The 17,296-nt window shown below is 43.5% G+C and carries 15 protein-coding genes; 7 read left to right on the top strand and 8 right to left on the bottom strand.

The annotated features are described in order from the left end of the window. Positions 1–45: 45 nt before the first annotated feature. Genes QWZ04_RS10200 through QWZ04_RS10190 form a run of 3 tightly spaced genes read right to left on the bottom strand, consistent with a single transcriptional unit; the run spans position 46 to position 1,271 of the window. On the bottom strand, positions 46–486 hold the full coding sequence (locus QWZ04_RS10200; protein WP_290327590.1) for a DUF6691 family protein: 441 nt from the start codon (positions 484–486) through the stop codon (positions 46–48). 24 nt (positions 487–510) lie between these two features. Next, positions 511–930: a YeeE/YedE family protein gene (locus QWZ04_RS10195; protein ID WP_290327587.1), complete on the bottom strand. Its 420-nt coding sequence runs from the start codon at positions 928–930 to the stop codon at positions 511–513. A 47-nt stretch (positions 931–977) separates the two neighbouring features. After that, positions 978–1,271 (bottom strand): ArsR/SmtB family transcription factor, encoded by a 294-nt coding sequence (locus QWZ04_RS10190; RefSeq protein WP_290327585.1) that lies wholly within the window; start codon positions 1,269–1,271, stop codon positions 978–980. A gap of 152 nt (positions 1,272–1,423) precedes the next feature. On the opposite strand from QWZ04_RS10190, the gene QWZ04_RS10185 reads away from it, so the two are divergent. Next, complete coding sequence (locus tag QWZ04_RS10185) at positions 1,424–1,609, top strand: YgaP family membrane protein (RefSeq protein WP_290327583.1); 186 nt, start codon at positions 1,424–1,426, stop codon at positions 1,607–1,609. A 37-nt stretch (positions 1,610–1,646) separates the two neighbouring features. Further along, positions 1,647–3,347, top strand: a complete 1,701-nt coding sequence (locus QWZ04_RS10180) for an FAD-dependent oxidoreductase (protein WP_290327582.1) — start codon at positions 1,647–1,649, stop codon at positions 3,345–3,347. 110 nt (positions 3,348–3,457) lie between these two features. Here the strand turns inward: QWZ04_RS10180 and QWZ04_RS10175 are convergent, their stop codons facing one another. Together QWZ04_RS10175 and QWZ04_RS10170 are read right to left on the bottom strand one after the other, a co-directional pair. Next, entirely contained in the window at positions 3,458–5,329 is a 1,872-nt protein-coding gene (locus QWZ04_RS10175; RefSeq protein ID WP_290327580.1) for a methyl-accepting chemotaxis protein, read from the bottom strand. Between the two features lie 83 nt (positions 5,330–5,412). Beyond that, complete coding sequence (locus QWZ04_RS10170; protein WP_290327578.1) at positions 5,413–6,030, bottom strand: DsbA family protein; 618 nt, start codon at positions 6,028–6,030, stop codon at positions 5,413–5,415. Positions 6,031–6,168: 138 nt separating this feature from the next. Here QWZ04_RS10170 and QWZ04_RS10165 point away from each other — a divergent pair, with 138 nt between their 5' ends. Further along, positions 6,169–6,477, top strand: a complete 309-nt coding sequence (locus QWZ04_RS10165; RefSeq protein ID WP_290327576.1) for a cysteine-rich CWC family protein — start codon at positions 6,169–6,171, stop codon at positions 6,475–6,477. A gap of 94 nt (positions 6,478–6,571) precedes the next feature. Then, complete coding sequence (locus QWZ04_RS10160; RefSeq protein WP_290327574.1) at positions 6,572–7,681, top strand: MFS transporter; 1,110 nt, start codon at positions 6,572–6,574, stop codon at positions 7,679–7,681. Positions 7,682–7,787: 106 nt separating this feature from the next. Here the strand turns inward: QWZ04_RS10160 and QWZ04_RS10155 are convergent, their stop codons facing one another. The 3 genes from QWZ04_RS10155 to QWZ04_RS10145 all read right to left on the bottom strand — a co-directional run bounded on the left by QWZ04_RS10155 (position 7,788) and on the right by QWZ04_RS10145 (position 12,103). Continuing rightward, a complete protein-coding gene (locus QWZ04_RS10155) occupies positions 7,788–8,873 on the bottom strand; it encodes a ketoacyl-ACP synthase III (RefSeq protein ID WP_290327573.1) in 1,086 nt (361 codons plus the stop codon). Between the two features lie 329 nt (positions 8,874–9,202). Next, a complete protein-coding gene (pyk, locus tag QWZ04_RS10150; protein WP_290327765.1) occupies positions 9,203–10,666 on the bottom strand; it encodes a pyruvate kinase in 1,464 nt (487 codons plus the stop codon). Positions 10,667–10,762: 96 nt separating this feature from the next. Continuing rightward, the gene (locus QWZ04_RS10145) at positions 10,763–12,103 is read right to left on the bottom strand and encodes an MFS transporter (protein ID WP_290327571.1); all 1,341 of its coding nucleotides are present in this window, start codon (positions 12,101–12,103) and stop codon (positions 10,763–10,765) included. Positions 12,104–12,397: 294 nt separating this feature from the next. Between QWZ04_RS10145 and QWZ04_RS10140 the strand changes: the two genes are divergently transcribed. The 3 genes from QWZ04_RS10140 to QWZ04_RS10130 are packed head-to-tail and all read left to right on the top strand — an operon-like array spanning position 12,398 to position 17,293. Beyond that, positions 12,398–13,696: an ABC transporter substrate-binding protein gene (locus QWZ04_RS10140; RefSeq protein ID WP_290327569.1), complete on the top strand. Its 1,299-nt coding sequence runs from the start codon at positions 12,398–12,400 to the stop codon at positions 13,694–13,696. Next, positions 13,693–16,038 carry an ATP-binding protein gene (locus QWZ04_RS10135; protein WP_290327567.1) on the top strand — a complete coding sequence of 782 codons (2,346 nt, stop codon included), beginning with the start codon at positions 13,693–13,695 and terminating at the stop codon, positions 16,036–16,038. The genes QWZ04_RS10140 and QWZ04_RS10135 overlap by 4 nt, the downstream gene beginning before the upstream one ends. After that, positions 16,031–17,293 carry a sigma-54-dependent transcriptional regulator gene (locus tag QWZ04_RS10130; RefSeq protein WP_290327565.1) on the top strand — a complete coding sequence of 421 codons (1,263 nt, stop codon included), beginning with the start codon at positions 16,031–16,033 and terminating at the stop codon, positions 17,291–17,293. Before QWZ04_RS10135 ends, QWZ04_RS10130 begins: the two co-directional genes overlap by 8 nt. Positions 17,294–17,296: the final 3 nt, after the last annotated feature.

Raw genomic sequence — 17,296 nt, 5'->3', positions numbered from 1 at the left:
CAATCTTTCGTAATACATACTTAATGTCAGCCCTAATCAACTAGATCACACTAACGCTAACTTGCGTTGTTGGCTTTTCTCTAACGCCATGACCAGCATAAACCCAACACACATACTGGCAAAAAATAACCAAAAAGCCGTGTTGCCGAGCGCTAATGATGAAACAACCGGCCCAGGACAAATACCAGCAAGCCCCCATCCCATTCCAAATAGTGCGCTACCACCTATGAGTTTACGGTCTACGTTTTTTTTGCTTGAAACGCAAAATTCATTACTGACCAGAGGTTGTTGATTTTTCTTAATAACCAAAAAATACATCGGCAAAAAAACTGACAATGCGCCACCCATCACAAAAGCCAAACTCATATCCCAATTACCGGCTATATCTAAAAAACCAATCACGTTAGCAGGGTCAGCCATACCTGAAATGGTCATCCCTAAACCGAACAACAATCCGGACAACAAAGAAATCACTCTAAACATCATAAAACCTTCAACTACTGCTTAAAATTACAAGAGATGTAAACGCACGAACACAACTAAAGCCGCGACCAGCATAAATACGCAAGTTGCGATGATAGAACGCTTAGATAAACGGCCAATGCCACAGATCCCGTGACCACTGGTACAGCCATTGCCCAACTTTGTTCCGACTCCGACTAATAGGCCAGCTAATGCGATTAACCACATAGGTTGGTCCGTTTCCATTGGCACATCGGCACCAAATCCAACGACCCCAAATAGACCTCCGGCGATCATTCCCATAACGAAAATGAGCCGCCATGAGAAATCACGTTTCTCTGCTTTTAACAGACCACTTAATATTCCACTGATCCCCGCTATCTTACCGTTCAACAGTAAAAGCAAGGTCGCTGACACGCCGAGTAACATGCCACCAATTAACGAATGCATAGGAATAACGTCGAACATTGTTTACCTCATTACCAAGTTATAAATAGATAGAGTAATTAGCTGTGCTAACTGCAAAAGACATCATGTAAATTAGTAATCAGCTTCTCAACTCTTGGATCAGCCAATGAATAAAAAACCTGTTGGGATTCTTTGCGAACTTTGACCAGTTCATGCTTTCGTAAAACGGTTAAGTGCTGCGAAAACGCGGATTGGCTCAATGGAGACTGGCTTTGCAACTGTCCTGCTCCTACTTCGCCGTCAACAAGCTGGCAAAGCACCATTAGCCTATCTGGATGTGACATTATCTTTAATATTTCAGCGACTTCTGTCGCATTGGCTTTCATTTTTTCCAATTCCATATCGGCACCTCATTGCTAACTCTAAATTAGATATTACTAAATTAGAGTTGAGTGTCAATAGTTAATTAGTAATAACTAAACTACTTGAATTTTTATTAGACATTTCTAAATTAGTCAAATATAGTTAACTTGGTTGAATGGAGGACGCAATCATGAAAATAGAAAATGGCATTCGAGTTTTAGCAGGATCAATGGTAATACTGTCGGTAGTATTAACGGCTTTTGTTAGCCCTCATTTTGTGTGGCTATCCGTTTTTGTCGGTGTGAACCTCATTCAAAGCGCTTTTACAGGCCTGTGCCCCGCCGCTTTTGTTCTCAAGAAGTTGGGTTTGCAATGATAGGCCAAGAAATTTTAGATATTGGAGTAATAGTGAAATGACCAAGATTGTAATTGTTGGTGGTGTTGCTGGTGGCGCATCGGCTGCTGCACGCGCTCGTCGTTTAAGTGAAGATGCCGAAATTATCATGTTTGAGCGTGGCCCGTTTGTTTCCTTTGCAAACTGTGGTTTGCCATACCATATCGGTGGAGACATCCAAGAACGCAGCAAGCTACTTCTGCAAACGCCAGAAAGCTTTTTGGCCCGTTTCAATGTTGATGTTCGAGTGATGAACGAAGTCGTTAGCATCAACAGACAAAACAAATCGGTCACGATTAAAAACTTGCTCGACAATTCCGAGTATACCGAAAGCTACGATTTTCTTTTACTAAGTCCAGGCGCAGCTCCTATTGTTCCACCTATCCCTGGTGTCGATAATCCCCTCACGCACTCACTGCGTAATATTCCTGATATGGATAAAATATTGCGTACTTTGGAGATGAATAAGCCAGAACACGCAACAGTTGTAGGTGGTGGCTTTATCGGGCTAGAGATGATGGAAGCATTTCATCAGCTAGGAATCAAAACGACATTAGTCGAAATGGCTGACCAAGTGATGACGCCCGTCGATAAAGAAATGGCTGGTTATGCGCATGCAGAAATCCGTTCTAAAGGCGTAGATTTGCGGTTAGGTGTTGCATTAGAGTCTATCGTTTTTGAGCCAAACACTTCTGTCGCCAGTTTTGATTCTGGTGAAAGTACTGAGCACCAGCATTTAACGGGTAAATTGACTCTGAGCCTCAATAATGGCGACTCATTTGATACCGACGTATTGATAATGGCCATCGGCGTGCGCCCTGAAACCACTTTAGCCAAAGAAGCTGGGCTGCAGATTGGGGCATTAGGTGGTATTTATACCAATGATCAAATGCAAACCAGTGATCCTGCTATTTATGCAGTGGGTGATGCGATCGAAGAAAAAGACTTTGTTACCGGAAACCAAACACTGGTGCCGCTAGCAGGGCCTGCCAACCGTCAAGGTCGAATGGCTGCAGATAACATGTTGGGTAGAAGCGAGACTTATCAGGGAACTCAAGGTACAGCGATATGTAAGATTTTTGATTTAGCTGTGGCATCAGTGGGTAAGAACGAGAAGCAACTTATTAAAGAGAGCATCGACTACGAAAAAGTCTACGTCCATACTGCAAGCCATGCTAGTTATTACCCAGGAGCTGAAATTATTTCTTTGAAACTGCTTTATGCACCAGACACGGGAAAAATATTGGGTGCTCAAGCGACAGGTAAAGATGGAGTAGATAAGCGTATTGATGTTCTTGCTGTGGCTCAGCGTGCTGGAATGACCGTCGAGCAACTTCAACATCTAGAACTCACTTATGCTCCCCCGTACGGAAGTGCAAAAGATGTGATTAATCAGGCGGCATTTGTTGCGACTAACTTGATGAATGAAACCGCCAAAGGTATTCATTATGATCAAGTCGATACACTCAATGATGACCAAATGATGATTGATGTACGTACACCCGGTGAAGTCGCGAACGGTTTCATTGAAGGCGCGATTAATATCCCTGTCGATCAACTTCGTCATCGCATGAATGAGCTACCAAAAGACAAAGAAATTGTGATTTGTTGTCAAGTTGGGTTACGCGGTCATGTTGCGTATCGTCAGTTAGTTAATAATGGCTTTAAAGCGCGTAATATGATTGGCGGATACCGCACTTACAAGTTCGCTCAAGCGTAATAGCATCAACAGGTGCCAATTTTGTATCTGGTACGCCAAGCCTAAAAAAAACCAGCACTCAACGTGCTGGTTTTTTTATGAATTAAAGTCGAAATTTTAAGGTTTAGTTTCTACACCTTAAATTTTTCCAAAATCGACTCTTGTTTTTTCACTTCGTTGACTTGATCTGAGACTCTGGCATTGGTCGCATCAGAAATGGTTACGATTTGCTTACTGAGTTCGTTGATCATCAGTGTATTCTGATTAATTTCTTCCGCAACAAGGCTTTGTTCTTCTGAAGCCGCCGCAATCTGGCTATTTCGATCAGATATTTCCACTATATGGTTACGGATGTTTTCAAGCGCTAGGTTCGCTTCTTGGGCACTGGTGACTGCCCCTTCGACATTGCTCTCACTGACTTTCATTGCCGTTGATGCCGAGTGTGTTCCTGCTCTTAGCTTTTCTATCATCGTATGGATTTCTGTGGTCGATTCTTGAGTCCTATTAGCAAGAGAGCGCACTTCCTCGGCAACCACTGCAAATCCACGCCCTGCATCTCCAGCCCTAGCCGCTTCAATCGCTGCGTTCAACGCCAAAAGATTGGTTTGGTCAGCGATGCTGTTGATCACATCTAGAATCTTCCCGATATCTTCAGTTGAAGTAACAAGTGAATCCACTTCTGTTGCCGCTTCCGCCATTGTTAATGCTAGGTTTTGAATGATATTGCTTGTATTTGATACGACCAATATGCCTTGGCCACTGATAGAGTCAGCAGATTGGGCAGAACTCGCTGCAGATTGAGCGCTCTGGGCCATTTCTGTTGAGGCTGCTGTCATTTGGTTCATCGCCGTAGCCAGCTTTTCTACCTCTAGAGTTTGCTTACCCATGGTGTCATTTGACTCATTGGCCGCATCTTTAGTGAGTTCCGCTTGCTCTCTTACGGTTGTCGCGATGCTTTTAGACTCCCGCATTTGTTTCTGTAAATTGCTCACAAAAATGTTGAAATTGTTTGCAAGATCCGCAAACTCTTCATCGGTATCTGTATTAAGCCTACGAGTGAGGTCACCCTCTCCGGTCGCGATGTCTTTAATTGCATCGTTCAGTGCGTATATCGGCTTAAACAAATGGTGTATCAATGCGCTCAAAATCACCGTAGCCAGTAGTACAGAAACGATAGTAAATATGATCAGCAAATTTTGCAGATCGTCGATTGTAGAAAATACGATTTCTTTATCGATTAACGAGCCGACAAACCAGTTTTCATTCGGAACCTCTTCCAAATTAATAATGAAGTCTTTACCGTCAATCTCAATTTCTTGTCGGCCACTAACAATCTGAACGCCGGGCGCATAGTTTTCGATAGCCACGCCGTAATTTGCTTTATTTGGATGCGCAATGGTGCTGCCATCACTCGTGATCACGAACAAGTACCCTGCATCAAACAAGTTTGTTTGATTGACCAACTGAGTCAATGGCTCTAACGATACGTCAAAGACAACATTTCCTATGAAGCCTCCGTCAATATTGCTCAAAGGGGATGCAACCGAGATAATCACTTCCTGGGTTGATGAATCGACATACGGTGTGGTCAATATTGTGGCGTTGTTATTCTTTGCATCGATGTACCAAGGCCTTTGCCTAGCGTCGTAGCTACCATCCGGTTGCCAGTTGGTATTGGTGACTAAGGTCCCGTCTGATTCATAACCAATACCGATCGCCTGAAAACTCTTTTGGAGTGTGTTAGAGCCGATGATATTAGTAACAAATGACGTGTTAGTGGCATCGAGATTTAACGATTCAACCGTTGAATTGACCAGATCTCGAGTTGAACTTAACTCGAACGATATGGAGTTCATTACCGAATTGATCAGCTCATGAATACTTTGGTTGATCTGTAAATCAGCCGTCGCTCTAACCTTACTTTGCTGCATGACACCGCCAATTGTCAGCGTTGCTAAGAACAAAGCGCTAGTAGCGATAACAATTTTCGAACGAAACTTCATAGTACAAATTCTTATATTATCTAGACAAAAGAATTGTACAGCGAGCCAATATAACTATTAGGTATATTAGATATAACTTTTATTTATGTTGTTAAGCCTAATATTTGAGAAATTGTCGTGCTTGCCGATTGGTAATCAACGGGAAGCTCAGTGATCGTGCCATTTTTTTCAATAAATAAAGACGGAAAGCTGTTCCCACCGATTGAGCGTGTAACGGATATTTCGCTAAGTAACCGTTTATGGATGTCATCAGATAAAAACTCGCCCTTAAAAATGTCGCTATCTAGCCCGATGTCATCAGCTAACTGAATGAGAACCTGATCATCGCTCGGGTTCTTAGCGTCTAGGTAATAGGCCTTTTGAATCGCCTCTAACATTTCGATCTCTTTACCTTGAGTTCGTGCCGCCAACGTCGCTCTGCATGATGGGTAGGTTGACCGGCGCGGTGTGTTATTGGTCCAGAAGTCGTAATTAAATGGAGTGCCGAGATAGTTTTCGATTTTCTTCCAATATGATGCAATTTGTTTTTGCATTTCTATAGGCATAGGAATGTCTGAATCCGGAGCAAGGCCGCCCAATAGGTATTGGACTTCAACCTCTTGTTGTACCGCTTGTTCAATTTGTTTCCAAACAGGTTTGTAGCCCCAACACCATGAACACATTGGGTCATACACGTAATACAGTTTTACTGTTTTAGACATTCGGTCTTCCTTGATTCGATATTGAGGATGTCCTTTTAGTGTAACAACCTAGCATCAGGATTTCTTTGTCGAATTTTGAGTAATGAATGCTTAGACTTGGTATAGTGCGCCCAATTTCGACAGTTTAGGGACAATTCAGTGAAAACACCTTGTGTGGCCGCATGTAAAAATGCAGGTGGTATTTGTAGTGGGTGCTTTAGAACCATAGATGAAATCGTTCAATGGCAGCATGTGACCGAGCAAGAGCGAGATCTCGCGATGAAAGCGTTATCTGGTGAATTAAGCTCCCATGTCTGCCCGCAATGTGGTGAAAATGCCCAATGCGATATCAGCGCAGGAAATGAAACTTGCTGGTGCTTTTCACTGGAAAAGCGCGATACCTCGCGGATTGAAAAAAGTGATCGTTGTTTGTGTAGGAAGTGTTTGTCTCGCTTGCCGATAGAGTAAATCGATAAGCTTTAGTTAAGTCACTATTTTAAAACAAGTAATTTTAGCGTTATACTCAACGAGTATTCATGGATGATATACAAGAGAGTTTAATTTGAGTCGATACCCTTGGCTAAATGCTGGCATTAAGATGATGATCGCGACTAGCGTATTCTTGTTGCTCCCGAGCTACTTAGAAACGATTGCGACTCAGTTTAATGCGAGTCAACAAGCAATGAGCCGTTTGGCGACCATTGAATTGCTCGGTTTTGCCATCGCGCCATTCTTATATTTGCTTATTCAGAAGACATCCCTTCTCGTCATAAGCGAACGAACAACCATCGTTGCCCTTGCTCTATTTCACCTTGCTAGTGCTTATTGTCAGGATATTGCCTATTTCTACGCATTAAGAGTGGGGGCTGGGATTTGCGCCGGGTTAATTACGATGTTTACCTATGACGCGCTATCTAAATTAGACAGCCCTAGTGCTGCATTTGGGAAAGCAATTGCCATCCAAATGATATTCAGTGCGACTGCATTTTTCATCATGCCATCTTTAACGTCTCAATTTGGTGTTCAAGCGTTTTTTCTATTGTTGGCCATACTATCCGCTGCCCTATACGTATTGCCTAAGCTGCCCAAAATGCTTGCAAGCAATGATGACCTAGGAATAAAGCCAAGTACTCCATTGTTAGTTGTGTGTTTACTCGCTCTGTTCGTCTTTCTCATGACGCATTCTGCAACTTGGGCTGCGCTGAACCAGATCAGCGCGGCAATAAACGTTACAGGGCAACAACAAGGTAACATTTTGGCACTAGGGACAATATTTAGCCTTATGGGTGCATCCTTCTCTGTATATGTTTCCAATATGAGCCATAGAGTAGCGCGAGTCGTCTTATTTTCGGCTATTTCGGCTCAGGTCTTGTGTATCGCATTGCTATTTAACGTTAACGGAGTCGCCGGATACATAGTTTCCGTTTCTATCTTCATGTTTTTATGGAACTTGATCTTACCCCTGCTGATGGGGGCGATTACAGATGCGGATCATTCTGGAGCAGCGATTCGATTTGCCGTTACTGCTCAGACTGTGGGTGCGGCGTTTGGTCCGTCAATACTGATTGAGGGCTGGGGTATGGTTCAGTTAATTGTCTTTTTGGTCATCAATATGGGCCTGATCTACGCGCTAATTCATTACCCGCACCGCTCACATACCCAGCAAACTTGATATCAGACAGTAGTTGTCGCCTGCTAAATAGAAAAAGCCGCGATCGCGGCTTTTTTAGTATTACCTAACCCAAAGTAGCTGAAGGTTGGCAAGCTGTAAATTTTTATTACTCAGGGCGATTTTTACAGTGCGTGATAGCCTGATCTAATAATTCTAATGCACTTTGTTCACAAGGTGGAAGTTGGGCATCAGACTCTGCGATTGGTGTGACCCTGTCACCCCACTTAATGTGCCCTGCACCCCATGTTAAGCCTGCGCCAAACGCTGCAGTAAGGATATTGTCCCCCGCTTTAATATGCCCTTGTTCTACGGCTTCACAAAGCGCGATAGGCACTGTTGCTGCGGACGTATTGCCGTATTTTTGAATGTTAACAAACGCTTTTTCTTGTGCAATACCAGCAAAGTCACACAAAGTTTGAATGATACGAATATTCGCTTGGTGTGGGATAACGACATCAATTTTGTCGGTGCTCAGCTGGGAGCGCTCTAGAACTTGATGAGCAGCAGCCCCCATGCCTTTCACGGCACGTTTGAATATCTCTTTGCCAACGAAGTTGAAATCCCAGTAGCCGTTGTCTGCTGCAAAACGATCCATTGCGGTTCCATATTCAGGAACAGCCAAAATATCACGCCCTTTAGCATCACATCCTAGTTGCGCCTCTTGAAGGCCAACTGGATTTTCAGTACGGCTAAGAACCACCGCACCTGAGCCGTCACCAAACAATACTGCCGTGTCGCGTTGAGTCCAATCAATGTAGAACGACAAACGCTCAGCACCGATTACCAATGCGTTGCGATAATTACCGGCTTGAATCAGTCGAGTCGCGGTTTCAAGCCCATAAACAAAGCCAGTACACGCCGCGTTTAAGTCAAAAGATGCTGCAGTGCGAATACCCAAGTTAGCTTGTACTTTAGATGCAATGTTTGGGATTAAAGTGTCTGGAGAACACGTTGCAACGATGATGCAATCAATTTCACTTGCGTCGATACCGGCACAAGCGATGGCTTGCTTGGCGGCCACGGTGGCAAGATCCGACGTGTTAACATGGCTAATACGACGGCTTTCAATCCCAGTACGGGTGCGAATCCAATCATCCGACGTTTCTAGGAACGTGCCCAAATCGTGATTTGAAAGTGCAGCGGGTGGAAGGCATTTGCCCCAACCTGTAATTTCTGCAAAAACTCGGCTCATAGTTCCTCTCTTGATCTATGTTTTTATAGTGTGTTGTTTTGATCTGAATTGCGTAGCATTAGATATTACTGAAGAAAAACAGATAAAGATAACCAATAGTGACAAACAGACTACCGAAACTGCGTACCAAATAAAACGTAAACGTTTGCTTCGTGATAGCAAGCACACAAAAAAAATGGCCTACATCGAAATGCAGACCGAATTCCCTGTGGAGCAAGGACACATCACCTAAGGGGGAGTGATAGTTAGACTTGAAATACATAGTCCAATGGGCGCCATAACTGCTGAAAAGTTGTTTCAATTGGCATTGTTTAAAACAACCTGACGCTTTAAGCTGCGACGCGCTTTTCTGAGGGAACGTCGATTAGCCAGCAAACATTAATGCTACCCACTCCCTCCATCGACTCCAATTGGGTCATCAGGATTGACTGTATGTTGGCCTGCTCTGCCTCACGTTTAAGTACGAGCGTTACCTGTTTGGCTAACGCCTCATCTTTATAAGGGCTAGCGCTGAAATATTTCGGCATCACACCGCGTAAAATAGTGAGACGATTCAGTAGCGACGGGTTATCTGACAATGCCCATATAACGGCATTACTGCGGCATCGCGACATAAGCAATGGCGTTTCACCTTGTTGTGTGAGTATGGCTACACCAAGGTCTTGGTGAACTTTCGTTGCGGAGATCATGGATGAAAGAGCAAAACTTTTACCGGCATCACTACAAAGATGTTGCAGTTGATCCCAACATCCTTGTGCGCAGGTTTGTTCTTCCTCTGCACCTTTGGCAATTCGAACCATTGCTTCAACGGCTTCAACTGGGTAGTCCCCTGCGGCCGATTCGGCTGATAGCATGATGGCATCGGTTCCGTCGATGATCGCATTTGCAACATCAAGGACTTCTGCTCTGGTCGGCAATGGGTTGTCGATCATTGATTCCATCATTTGAGTAGCGGTAATGACGGGCTTTCCTAAGAATCGTGCACGATTGATCAGTTGTTTTTGAACTGAAGGTAACCGAGCATCTCCGATTTCAACGCCCAGATCGCCACGGGCAACCATGATGACGTCGGATGCATTGATGATATCATCCATATTGTCCTGGTTTTCCACAACTTCCGCTCGCTCAACTTTTGCAACTATCTGAGCATCCGAACCCGCTTTATGTAAAAGATCGCGAGCATCGTTGATATCCGCGCTATTTCTTGGAAACGATACTGCTACAAAATCCGCTTTTAGTTTTGATGCGGTTACAATGTCTTGCTTATCTTTTTCCGTTAATGCAGGTGCAGAAAGCCCTCCGCCCTGCAAATTGATGCCTTTGCGGTTTGAGAGCTTGCCTTTGTTTATAACCCGAGTTTTTGCCCACTGTTCGTGTTTGTTCACTTGTGTGACTTCCAGTTGAATACGACCGTCGTCAAGCAATAGCGTGTTACCAACTATAAGATCTTGAATTAGCTCTGGGTAATCCAAACCTACGCGTACTTTATCGCCGGCATTAGCGTCGAGTTTGGCATCCAAGTAAAACGTGTCGCCTTGATCTAAATACACCGAGTTGTTTTGAAAACTAGAAATGCGAATTTTTGGCCCTTGTAAATCAACAAGTACACCAACGTGTTTGTCTAAATCTGAGGCTATGGTCCTTACCATATTGGCGCGCTCGATGTGTTCTTCGGCAGTACCATGCGAGAAGTTAAGCCTAACGACGTTGACACCTGCATTGATTAACTTTGTGATCATCTCTGGGCTTTGTGAAGCAGGGCCAAGAGTCGCCACGATTTTGGTTTTACACATCATAATGATCCTATTAACGACAACTTATAAAAAGGAGAATTGAATAAATAAGTAGTAGGCAGGAACCAAGGTCCCTGCTCTACGTCTACGTAAGAATCAATTGACGTTGGTGACTTTTTTAGCGTTCCATACCGTAGTGGCAAGAATCATCGAAAGCACACCAGACGCTAGCCAAAAGTATTGAGCTTGGCTGAAGTCGTAGGTTTGCACGCCATCAATTTCAGTAATTTTGATAAGAGAAGCTGAAACAAGCTCTTGTCCTGATGCTGCCATGTAAGAGAACAAGCCGATAAAGCCTTTCACCGCACCAACCGCATTCTTTGGCATTAAATCACAAGCGGTTAAGCCCGCTAGGAATACAACCAAACCACCGATTGCGAAACCAATAAGCCCTAGAGCGACTGCGTCGACCATTCGATTGTCTGGCCCGAAGAACATCAAGCACATACCTGCGATATTCGCGAATCCGTACAATAGTGTTGGAATATGGCGGTTAGCATTAAAAATTTTGTCAGAAACGATACCAGATAAAATTGCCCCAGCTAGACCTGCAATCGGGTAAGTCGACATCGCAAAACCGGCATCAATCAGTGAATAACCTTTTGTTTCTTGCAAGTAAAGTACAGCCCAAGAAGACATAGCGTAGCGAGAGATGTACATACATGCACACGCGGCGGCAATCAACCATACTGTTGGCTGTTTAAGGATAAATAGCTGTGCCTTTCGAGTTGCGTTTGGATCGTCTGTTTTCTTAATTTCGGGCTCTTCACCGAATGCGGTTGCTGCATCTGGCAGTCCATAAGTTTGTGGGCGGTCTTTAAGGACGAAGAACATGCAAAGTGCTGCGGCAATGGCTGCAATACCTGCTCCGATAAAGCCTGCACGCCAACCAAAATAACTTACTAGTGTAGCGGTAAGAACCCATGTAATGCCTTCTCCGATATTTCGTGACCCACCCCAAACTGAGTAACGACTACCGCGTTGCTTAGGCGAGAACCACTGGAATAAAGAGACACAAGACGGTGCAGAACCAACCGACTGGAACCAACCGTTTAATCCCCAAAGTAAAACAAAGAAGAATGCCGTCGTATTAAGCCCCATGGCGATGGCAGTGATGCCTGACAGGAGCAGTGAGAACGACATAAATCGGCCAATATTGGCATAATCAGAAAGGAAGCCGTTGGAGAACTTACCAATTGCATAAGTAAAGAAGAAAGCGGAACCCATAATTCCAAGCTCTTCTATCGAGACAATGCCAGCGTCCAGCATGGGTTTTTTAACAACACCTAAACTCATTCGTACAACGTAAAAAGTCGCGTAGCCAAAAACGAGTCCTAAGAATACTTGCCACTGGTACCGCTTAAAGCGGGATTGCATTGCGTCCGTTGATCCATCCGAAAGCGGAAGGTCTGTACGGGTTTTAAAGAAATTAAGCATATCGCTCTCCATTCAAATGTATAGGCCATTACGTGGCCGTGTTCTGTTGACGGATTGAGTATGTCGATATCGCTTACTATTGTTAAAAGTGTCATTTTGAGACAAAGATGACTCATTTAAGCTTTCTTTGTGGGTCAAAAGTGGGAAACGTACGCTCGGATTTGTTTGATTTGTTGATAGAATTCTAATTCTTGAAATTTTGCATGCGTCACGAATGACCCATCTTAAAAAATACTTTTTTTGTGGTTTCTATTCGAGTTTTGATGAGGCGCACATTTTATAAGGTTTACTGCAATGAAACGGGTTCTTTATGGTTATTTTCCCTCTCTATTGTTCCTCATAGGGGCTTCATTCTGTGCTCCTGCGTACGCGCAAAAAGAGCAACTGGTCATCCTGACCACCTTTTCACAAGAGCCTCTTCTACCATTGGTCGCTGAGTTCAACAAAATCCATCAAGATGTAGAGGTAAAGTTATTACACCGAAGAACATCGTCAAGCATTCAGTTGTTAAGCAAAAGCTATATCGACGACATCGATCTAATACTGACCTCTTCCCCTTATCTTATGAGTCATTTAATAAAGGCAGACAAATTGGTTGATATGCCGTTGAAACTTAAAGCGCCAGAATGGTTGATGCCCTATGTGCTTCCGTCCACCAGCAAGGTCGTAACGATCGGTTATTCTGGGGCGGGTATAGTGTGGAACGAAGATTACTTTGATGGTCACCAACTCCCTTTACCGCAAGGTTTTTCCTCCTTGGTTGACCCTGCGTACTTTGGCCATGTCACAATGAGCACTCCATCCCGCTCAGGGACAACCCAGATGATGTTGGAAAGCATCCTGACTCAATACGGTTGGGATGACGGTTGGCAGATTATCCTTAATGTCGCGGCTAACTTTGCGACCATATCCTCCCGCAGTTTTGGTGTAAGCGACACCATATCTCGCGGTGGCCTTGGGGTTGGCCCGACAATAGACAGTTACGCCCATATTTTGCAGCGGAAACTAGACTATGTGCAATTTAGCTACGATAAAGACTTCACATTAATGCCGACTTACGTTGGGATGATTAAGCAAACGGCCAGTGATAAGCATGCCCTCGCCTTTATCGAAATGTTGCTATCTGACAAAATCCAGTCTCAGATACTCAAAAACAGTTTTTCAAAATATTCGATTAACGATGACCAATTGCTTGAAAATCCCCATGTTTCTTTGAATGTTGAAACACTTATGCGCCGTGAAATTGGTATCAACCTATTATTTGATATCGCCATTACTAAGAGGTTGGCGGTGCTCAGTGACACTTGGTTAGCGATTACCCATTCTGAGCAACGTGCTCAACTCGACCCTGATAAGCTATTGCTCATTCAAAAAGCTAAAGAGCGGATTTTTTCTATGCCAATCTCAATTAGCGAATTTGATGCCCAGATGGCGCTATTTTCAAAATTACAACGTGATCAGTCTGCTGAAGGGCTGGCTCTATTTCTGGCAAATAAAGAAGAGTGGCTTCATCATTTAGGTATCAAGCTTAGCCAAAATCAAATGCTGGCTAACGATCTATTGAAGCAATTGAATGGCAGCGTTAATCCATGATTGGCTCTTCTCGATACCATACCATCGGCACGAAACTGGTACTGGCCTTTGCAACGAGTACATTTCTATTATTGGTTGTGAGCGTCGTGGCTTGGGGAACATGGAACAACTTAGATAGAAGAGTCAGTTCACTTTTTAGCAATAGCCTTCCCTCTTACAATGCAAGTTTTCTTCTTGAAAGTCGTAGTGCACAAATTAGAGGGTTAACGAACCAAATTGCAGAAACCAAAACCAAGTCTGAATTGCAAGCCAACTTGCACAAGGTGCAAACTGAATTGAGTTTTATACACTCAACCTTGGTGACACTCTCTAATCGGAATGATGCGAAGACGTTACAGGGTAGCTATAACTCACTTGCGTCAGTTATTGAAGCTTACTACGGAGATATCTCTCTGGGCATTGATTTAACAAGAGAGCTTGATCTTCTTGATGAGCAGATTGAGTGGATCCACCAAGATATTGTTTCTGAGTTAAAACCATTAAGACAAGAAGTACAGTGGCAACTTCAACGAGAGGTTCATGGTCATTCGTTTGATGGTTTGTTAGAACATTGGAATTCAATCCAAACACTGTTAGATGACGAAGAAACGTTAATAGTACTGACTGAAGACGTTCTAACGGCAAAGCACTTAAGCCAAGTTGATAATGGCGTGAAAGTTATACAGTACAAATTGAAAGAACTGCTGACCAAAAGCGCACCTATTTTTAACCAGCCCTCTGCTATTGCCTATCAGCAGTTACTGACTGAGCTTTCTTCTTTACTTGCGACCAATGGCAGCTTGCATGATAAATTGAAGCAAAAGGTAACGATCGACAAGCGCATCACGCAAAGAAAAACCATCATTAATAACGCACTCAATAACTTGCATGTTCGCATCGCTAACTTAGTTAAAGTCGCTGACACAGAATTTCGCTTGGTTCAACAAGACACAACGGCAATGATCAACTATGGCAACCATATTCTTGTGGTTTGTTTTAGTCTTTCGATTTTGATTAGCCTCTTCCTGACTTATTACTTCATTAACCGACGTATCGTGCGTCGGCTTGCAGCGCTGAGTAATAACATTGATGCCATTACACATGATCAGTCAGAAAAGCCCATCTCTATCGATGGCAAAGATGAGATTGCACGTCTGAGCGACAAACTCCACATACTGTACGACACCATGCAAGAGATGGAGCGCACAAACGCACTGAACTTAATAAACAATACCCAAGCCTGTTTAATTACGTGTAATTTGGACGGTCACGTTGAATCCGTTAACTCCAGTGCAAAACAGCTATTTGGGAATGGCGAATTGAGTTATACCGGCCTAATTTGGGAATGGTTGCCCTTGGAGCAAAGTACTCAACTAGAGCGTGCGTTTGTTAATAGCGCAAAGTTAACTTTTGATGGTGCAGACAGCGTTACCCTTTCGCTTGGTACTCAATCTCAACCACACTATTTACGATTCTTTTTGCGGGTATTTGCCCACGGAAACACGAGTAAAGTGATGATCACCGTAACAGACATTACTGAACAAGCTCACGCCAACTACATACTTGAACAAAGAGTACAAGAAAAGACCCAGTCGTTGAGATTGGCCAACCAAGACTTGCAAAAAGAAGTCGACGTTAGACGGCAAGCGGAAACCCACTTAAAGGAAACCCAAAGTGAGTTAATTCAAGCAGCCAAGATGGCCGTAGTAGGACAAACAATGACAAGCATGGCTCATGAGTTAAATCAGCCACTCTCTTCGATAAATACCTACTTGTTCAGTGTTAAATTAGCCCTTGAGCAAAGTGAGCCAGATTCTGCTACTCATGCTATCGAGCAAGTGGAAGCCATGGCCGCGAGAATGAGCAAAATCATCAACAATTTGCGTCATTTCGCGAAAAAGCCACTGCATGAACCTACACCGGCTCCTATTTCGTTTACCTCTGTATTGGATCAAGCTGAACTGTTGATTGCAACTAAGGCCAAGCGTCAGCAAACCACAATAGTGACGAGCATTCATGAAGACCTACTTATCTATGCAGACGCCATCAGCATTGAGCAAGTGCTGGTGAATCTTCTTGTTAACGCTCTTGATGCGACATTTGAAGTGCAACAACGCATTGTGTCTGTTTCTCATATCAAGACCGAGAGTAACCACCTTATTTGTATTAGCGACACAGGCGACGGGTTTGACTCTGCCGTACTAGACAATTTGTTTACCCCTTTTACGACGACAAAAGAAGTCGGTTTAGGGCTCGGGCTGAACATTAGCCGTTCCCTAGTCGAAAAAAATAACGGTTTTATTTATTTAGCCTCTACCTTAGACCAAGGTGCGATGGTTGTTTTGGAGTTCCCTCATGTCTGATTTTTCTGTGCTTCTTGTAGATGATGACCAAGATGTTTTAGATTCTTACTCTCACTTAATGTCTCTTGCTAACTTAAAGTCTAAGGCGCTCATCGACCCCACACATGCAAGTGGCAACCTTGATAGTGATTGGGCTGGTGTTGTGGTTGTTGACATGTACATGCCTCAGATGCATGGAATGACGTTACTTAAGATCATTAAGTCGATTGATAGTGACATACCCATTATCGTTATTACGGGACACGGCGATATTCCCATGGCGGTCGAAGCGGTGAAGCTAGGCGCGAATGACTTTTTGGAAAAACCAATTAACCCAGGTCAGTTATTGGAACTCATTAAGAAGCATTTAGCGCGTCGGCAATTGTTTGTTGAACAGAAACGAAATTTGAATAAGTCGATAAAAAAAGAGCTAATAGGTAAGTCTGCGCAGATGGAAATCATTCGAGATCATGTCGCTCAGTATTCTATGTTGCGAAATCATGTGGTTATTACAGGTGAGTCTGGTGTGGGCAGGCACAGTATTGCGTATTTGGTGCACCAACTTAACGAGAATCGCTCTCGAACTCTGGTTGAGCTAGAAGGAAGCCAGATAGCGAGTGTCGAGCACCTGGATACGAAACTCAATGCCATTGAATCTGGAACCATCATATTGAGCCAACTAGAAAAACTAGACGAATCAATACAGCAGCACCTTACTCAATACCTATTGCGACAAGAGCGTTTATCAAAAGATAAAATTAGGCTAATCGGAATTTTTGGACAAGATCCTGAATCCCTTATCCGGAACCAGCAATTGCAACCGGAACTTTATTATCTCATTAGCCAAGGTATCATTGATGTACCACCGTTACGGCTTCGCCCTGATGACATCGCAACTTTATTCCATTACTACTTAAAACGGAGTTGCAACAAACTTGGAAAGTCTGTGCCCGATGTCAGTTCACAATACTTGCAAAGCTTAAGAAATCATCTTTGGCCAGGCAATGTAAGAGAGCTGCGCAACGTTGCTGAATTGTTTGCTATTGGCATCATTAAACTTGCAGGCCAAGACCGCATTAAGCATCAAGAGTCCTCAGAACTGCCCTTAGACAGCCTTGTTGATGGCTATGAAAAGCAACTGATTGAAGATGCCTTGTTTTTGTTCTCTGGCAAAGTTAATGACGTGGCGGTTTACTTACAAGTACCGAGAAAGAAACTTTACCTTAGAATGAAAAAGCATGGCATAGACAAAGATAATTTTAAAACTCGGGGTTAGCTT

This window comes from Vibrio tapetis subsp. quintayensis, from assembly GCF_030409945.1.
In the GTDB taxonomy this organism is placed as follows: domain Bacteria; phylum Pseudomonadota; class Gammaproteobacteria; order Enterobacterales; family Vibrionaceae; genus Vibrio; species Vibrio quintayensis.
The sequence above is the reverse complement of the archived record's forward strand: the minus strand, read 5'-3'. Positions and strand labels throughout refer to the sequence as shown.

Excerpts from the sequence above, each read along its gene's own strand:
- QWZ04_RS10140 (WP_290327569.1), top strand. The coding sequence starts at position 12,398 with ATGAAACGGGTTCTTTATGGTTATTTTCCCTCTCTATTGTTCCTCATA.
- QWZ04_RS10130 (WP_290327565.1), top strand. The coding sequence starts at position 16,031 with ATGTCTGATTTTTCTGTGCTTCTTGTAGATGATGACCAAGATGTTTTA.
- QWZ04_RS10145 (WP_290327571.1), bottom strand. The coding sequence starts at position 12,103 with ATGCTTAATTTCTTTAAAACCCGTACAGACCTTCCGCTTTCGGATGGA.
- QWZ04_RS10185 (WP_290327583.1), top strand. The coding sequence starts at position 1,424 with ATGAAAATAGAAAATGGCATTCGAGTTTTAGCAGGATCAATGGTAATA.
- QWZ04_RS10135 (WP_290327567.1), top strand. The coding sequence starts at position 13,693 with ATGATTGGCTCTTCTCGATACCATACCATCGGCACGAAACTGGTACTG.
- QWZ04_RS10195 (WP_290327587.1), bottom strand. The coding sequence starts at position 930 with ATGTTCGACGTTATTCCTATGCATTCGTTAATTGGTGGCATGTTACTC.
- QWZ04_RS10180 (WP_290327582.1), top strand. The coding sequence starts at position 1,647 with ATGACCAAGATTGTAATTGTTGGTGGTGTTGCTGGTGGCGCATCGGCT.
- QWZ04_RS10175 (WP_290327580.1), bottom strand. The coding sequence starts at position 5,329 with ATGAAGTTTCGTTCGAAAATTGTTATCGCTACTAGCGCTTTGTTCTTA.
- QWZ04_RS10155 (WP_290327573.1), bottom strand. The coding sequence starts at position 8,873 with ATGAGCCGAGTTTTTGCAGAAATTACAGGTTGGGGCAAATGCCTTCCA.
- QWZ04_RS10170 (WP_290327578.1), bottom strand. The coding sequence starts at position 6,030 with ATGTCTAAAACAGTAAAACTGTATTACGTGTATGACCCAATGTGTTCA.
- QWZ04_RS10200 (WP_290327590.1), bottom strand. The coding sequence starts at position 486 with ATGATGTTTAGAGTGATTTCTTTGTTGTCCGGATTGTTGTTCGGTTTA.
- pyk (WP_290327765.1), bottom strand. The coding sequence starts at position 10,666 with ATGTGTAAAACCAAAATCGTGGCGACTCTTGGCCCTGCTTCACAAAGC.
- QWZ04_RS10190 (WP_290327585.1), bottom strand. The coding sequence starts at position 1,271 with ATGGAATTGGAAAAAATGAAAGCCAATGCGACAGAAGTCGCTGAAATA.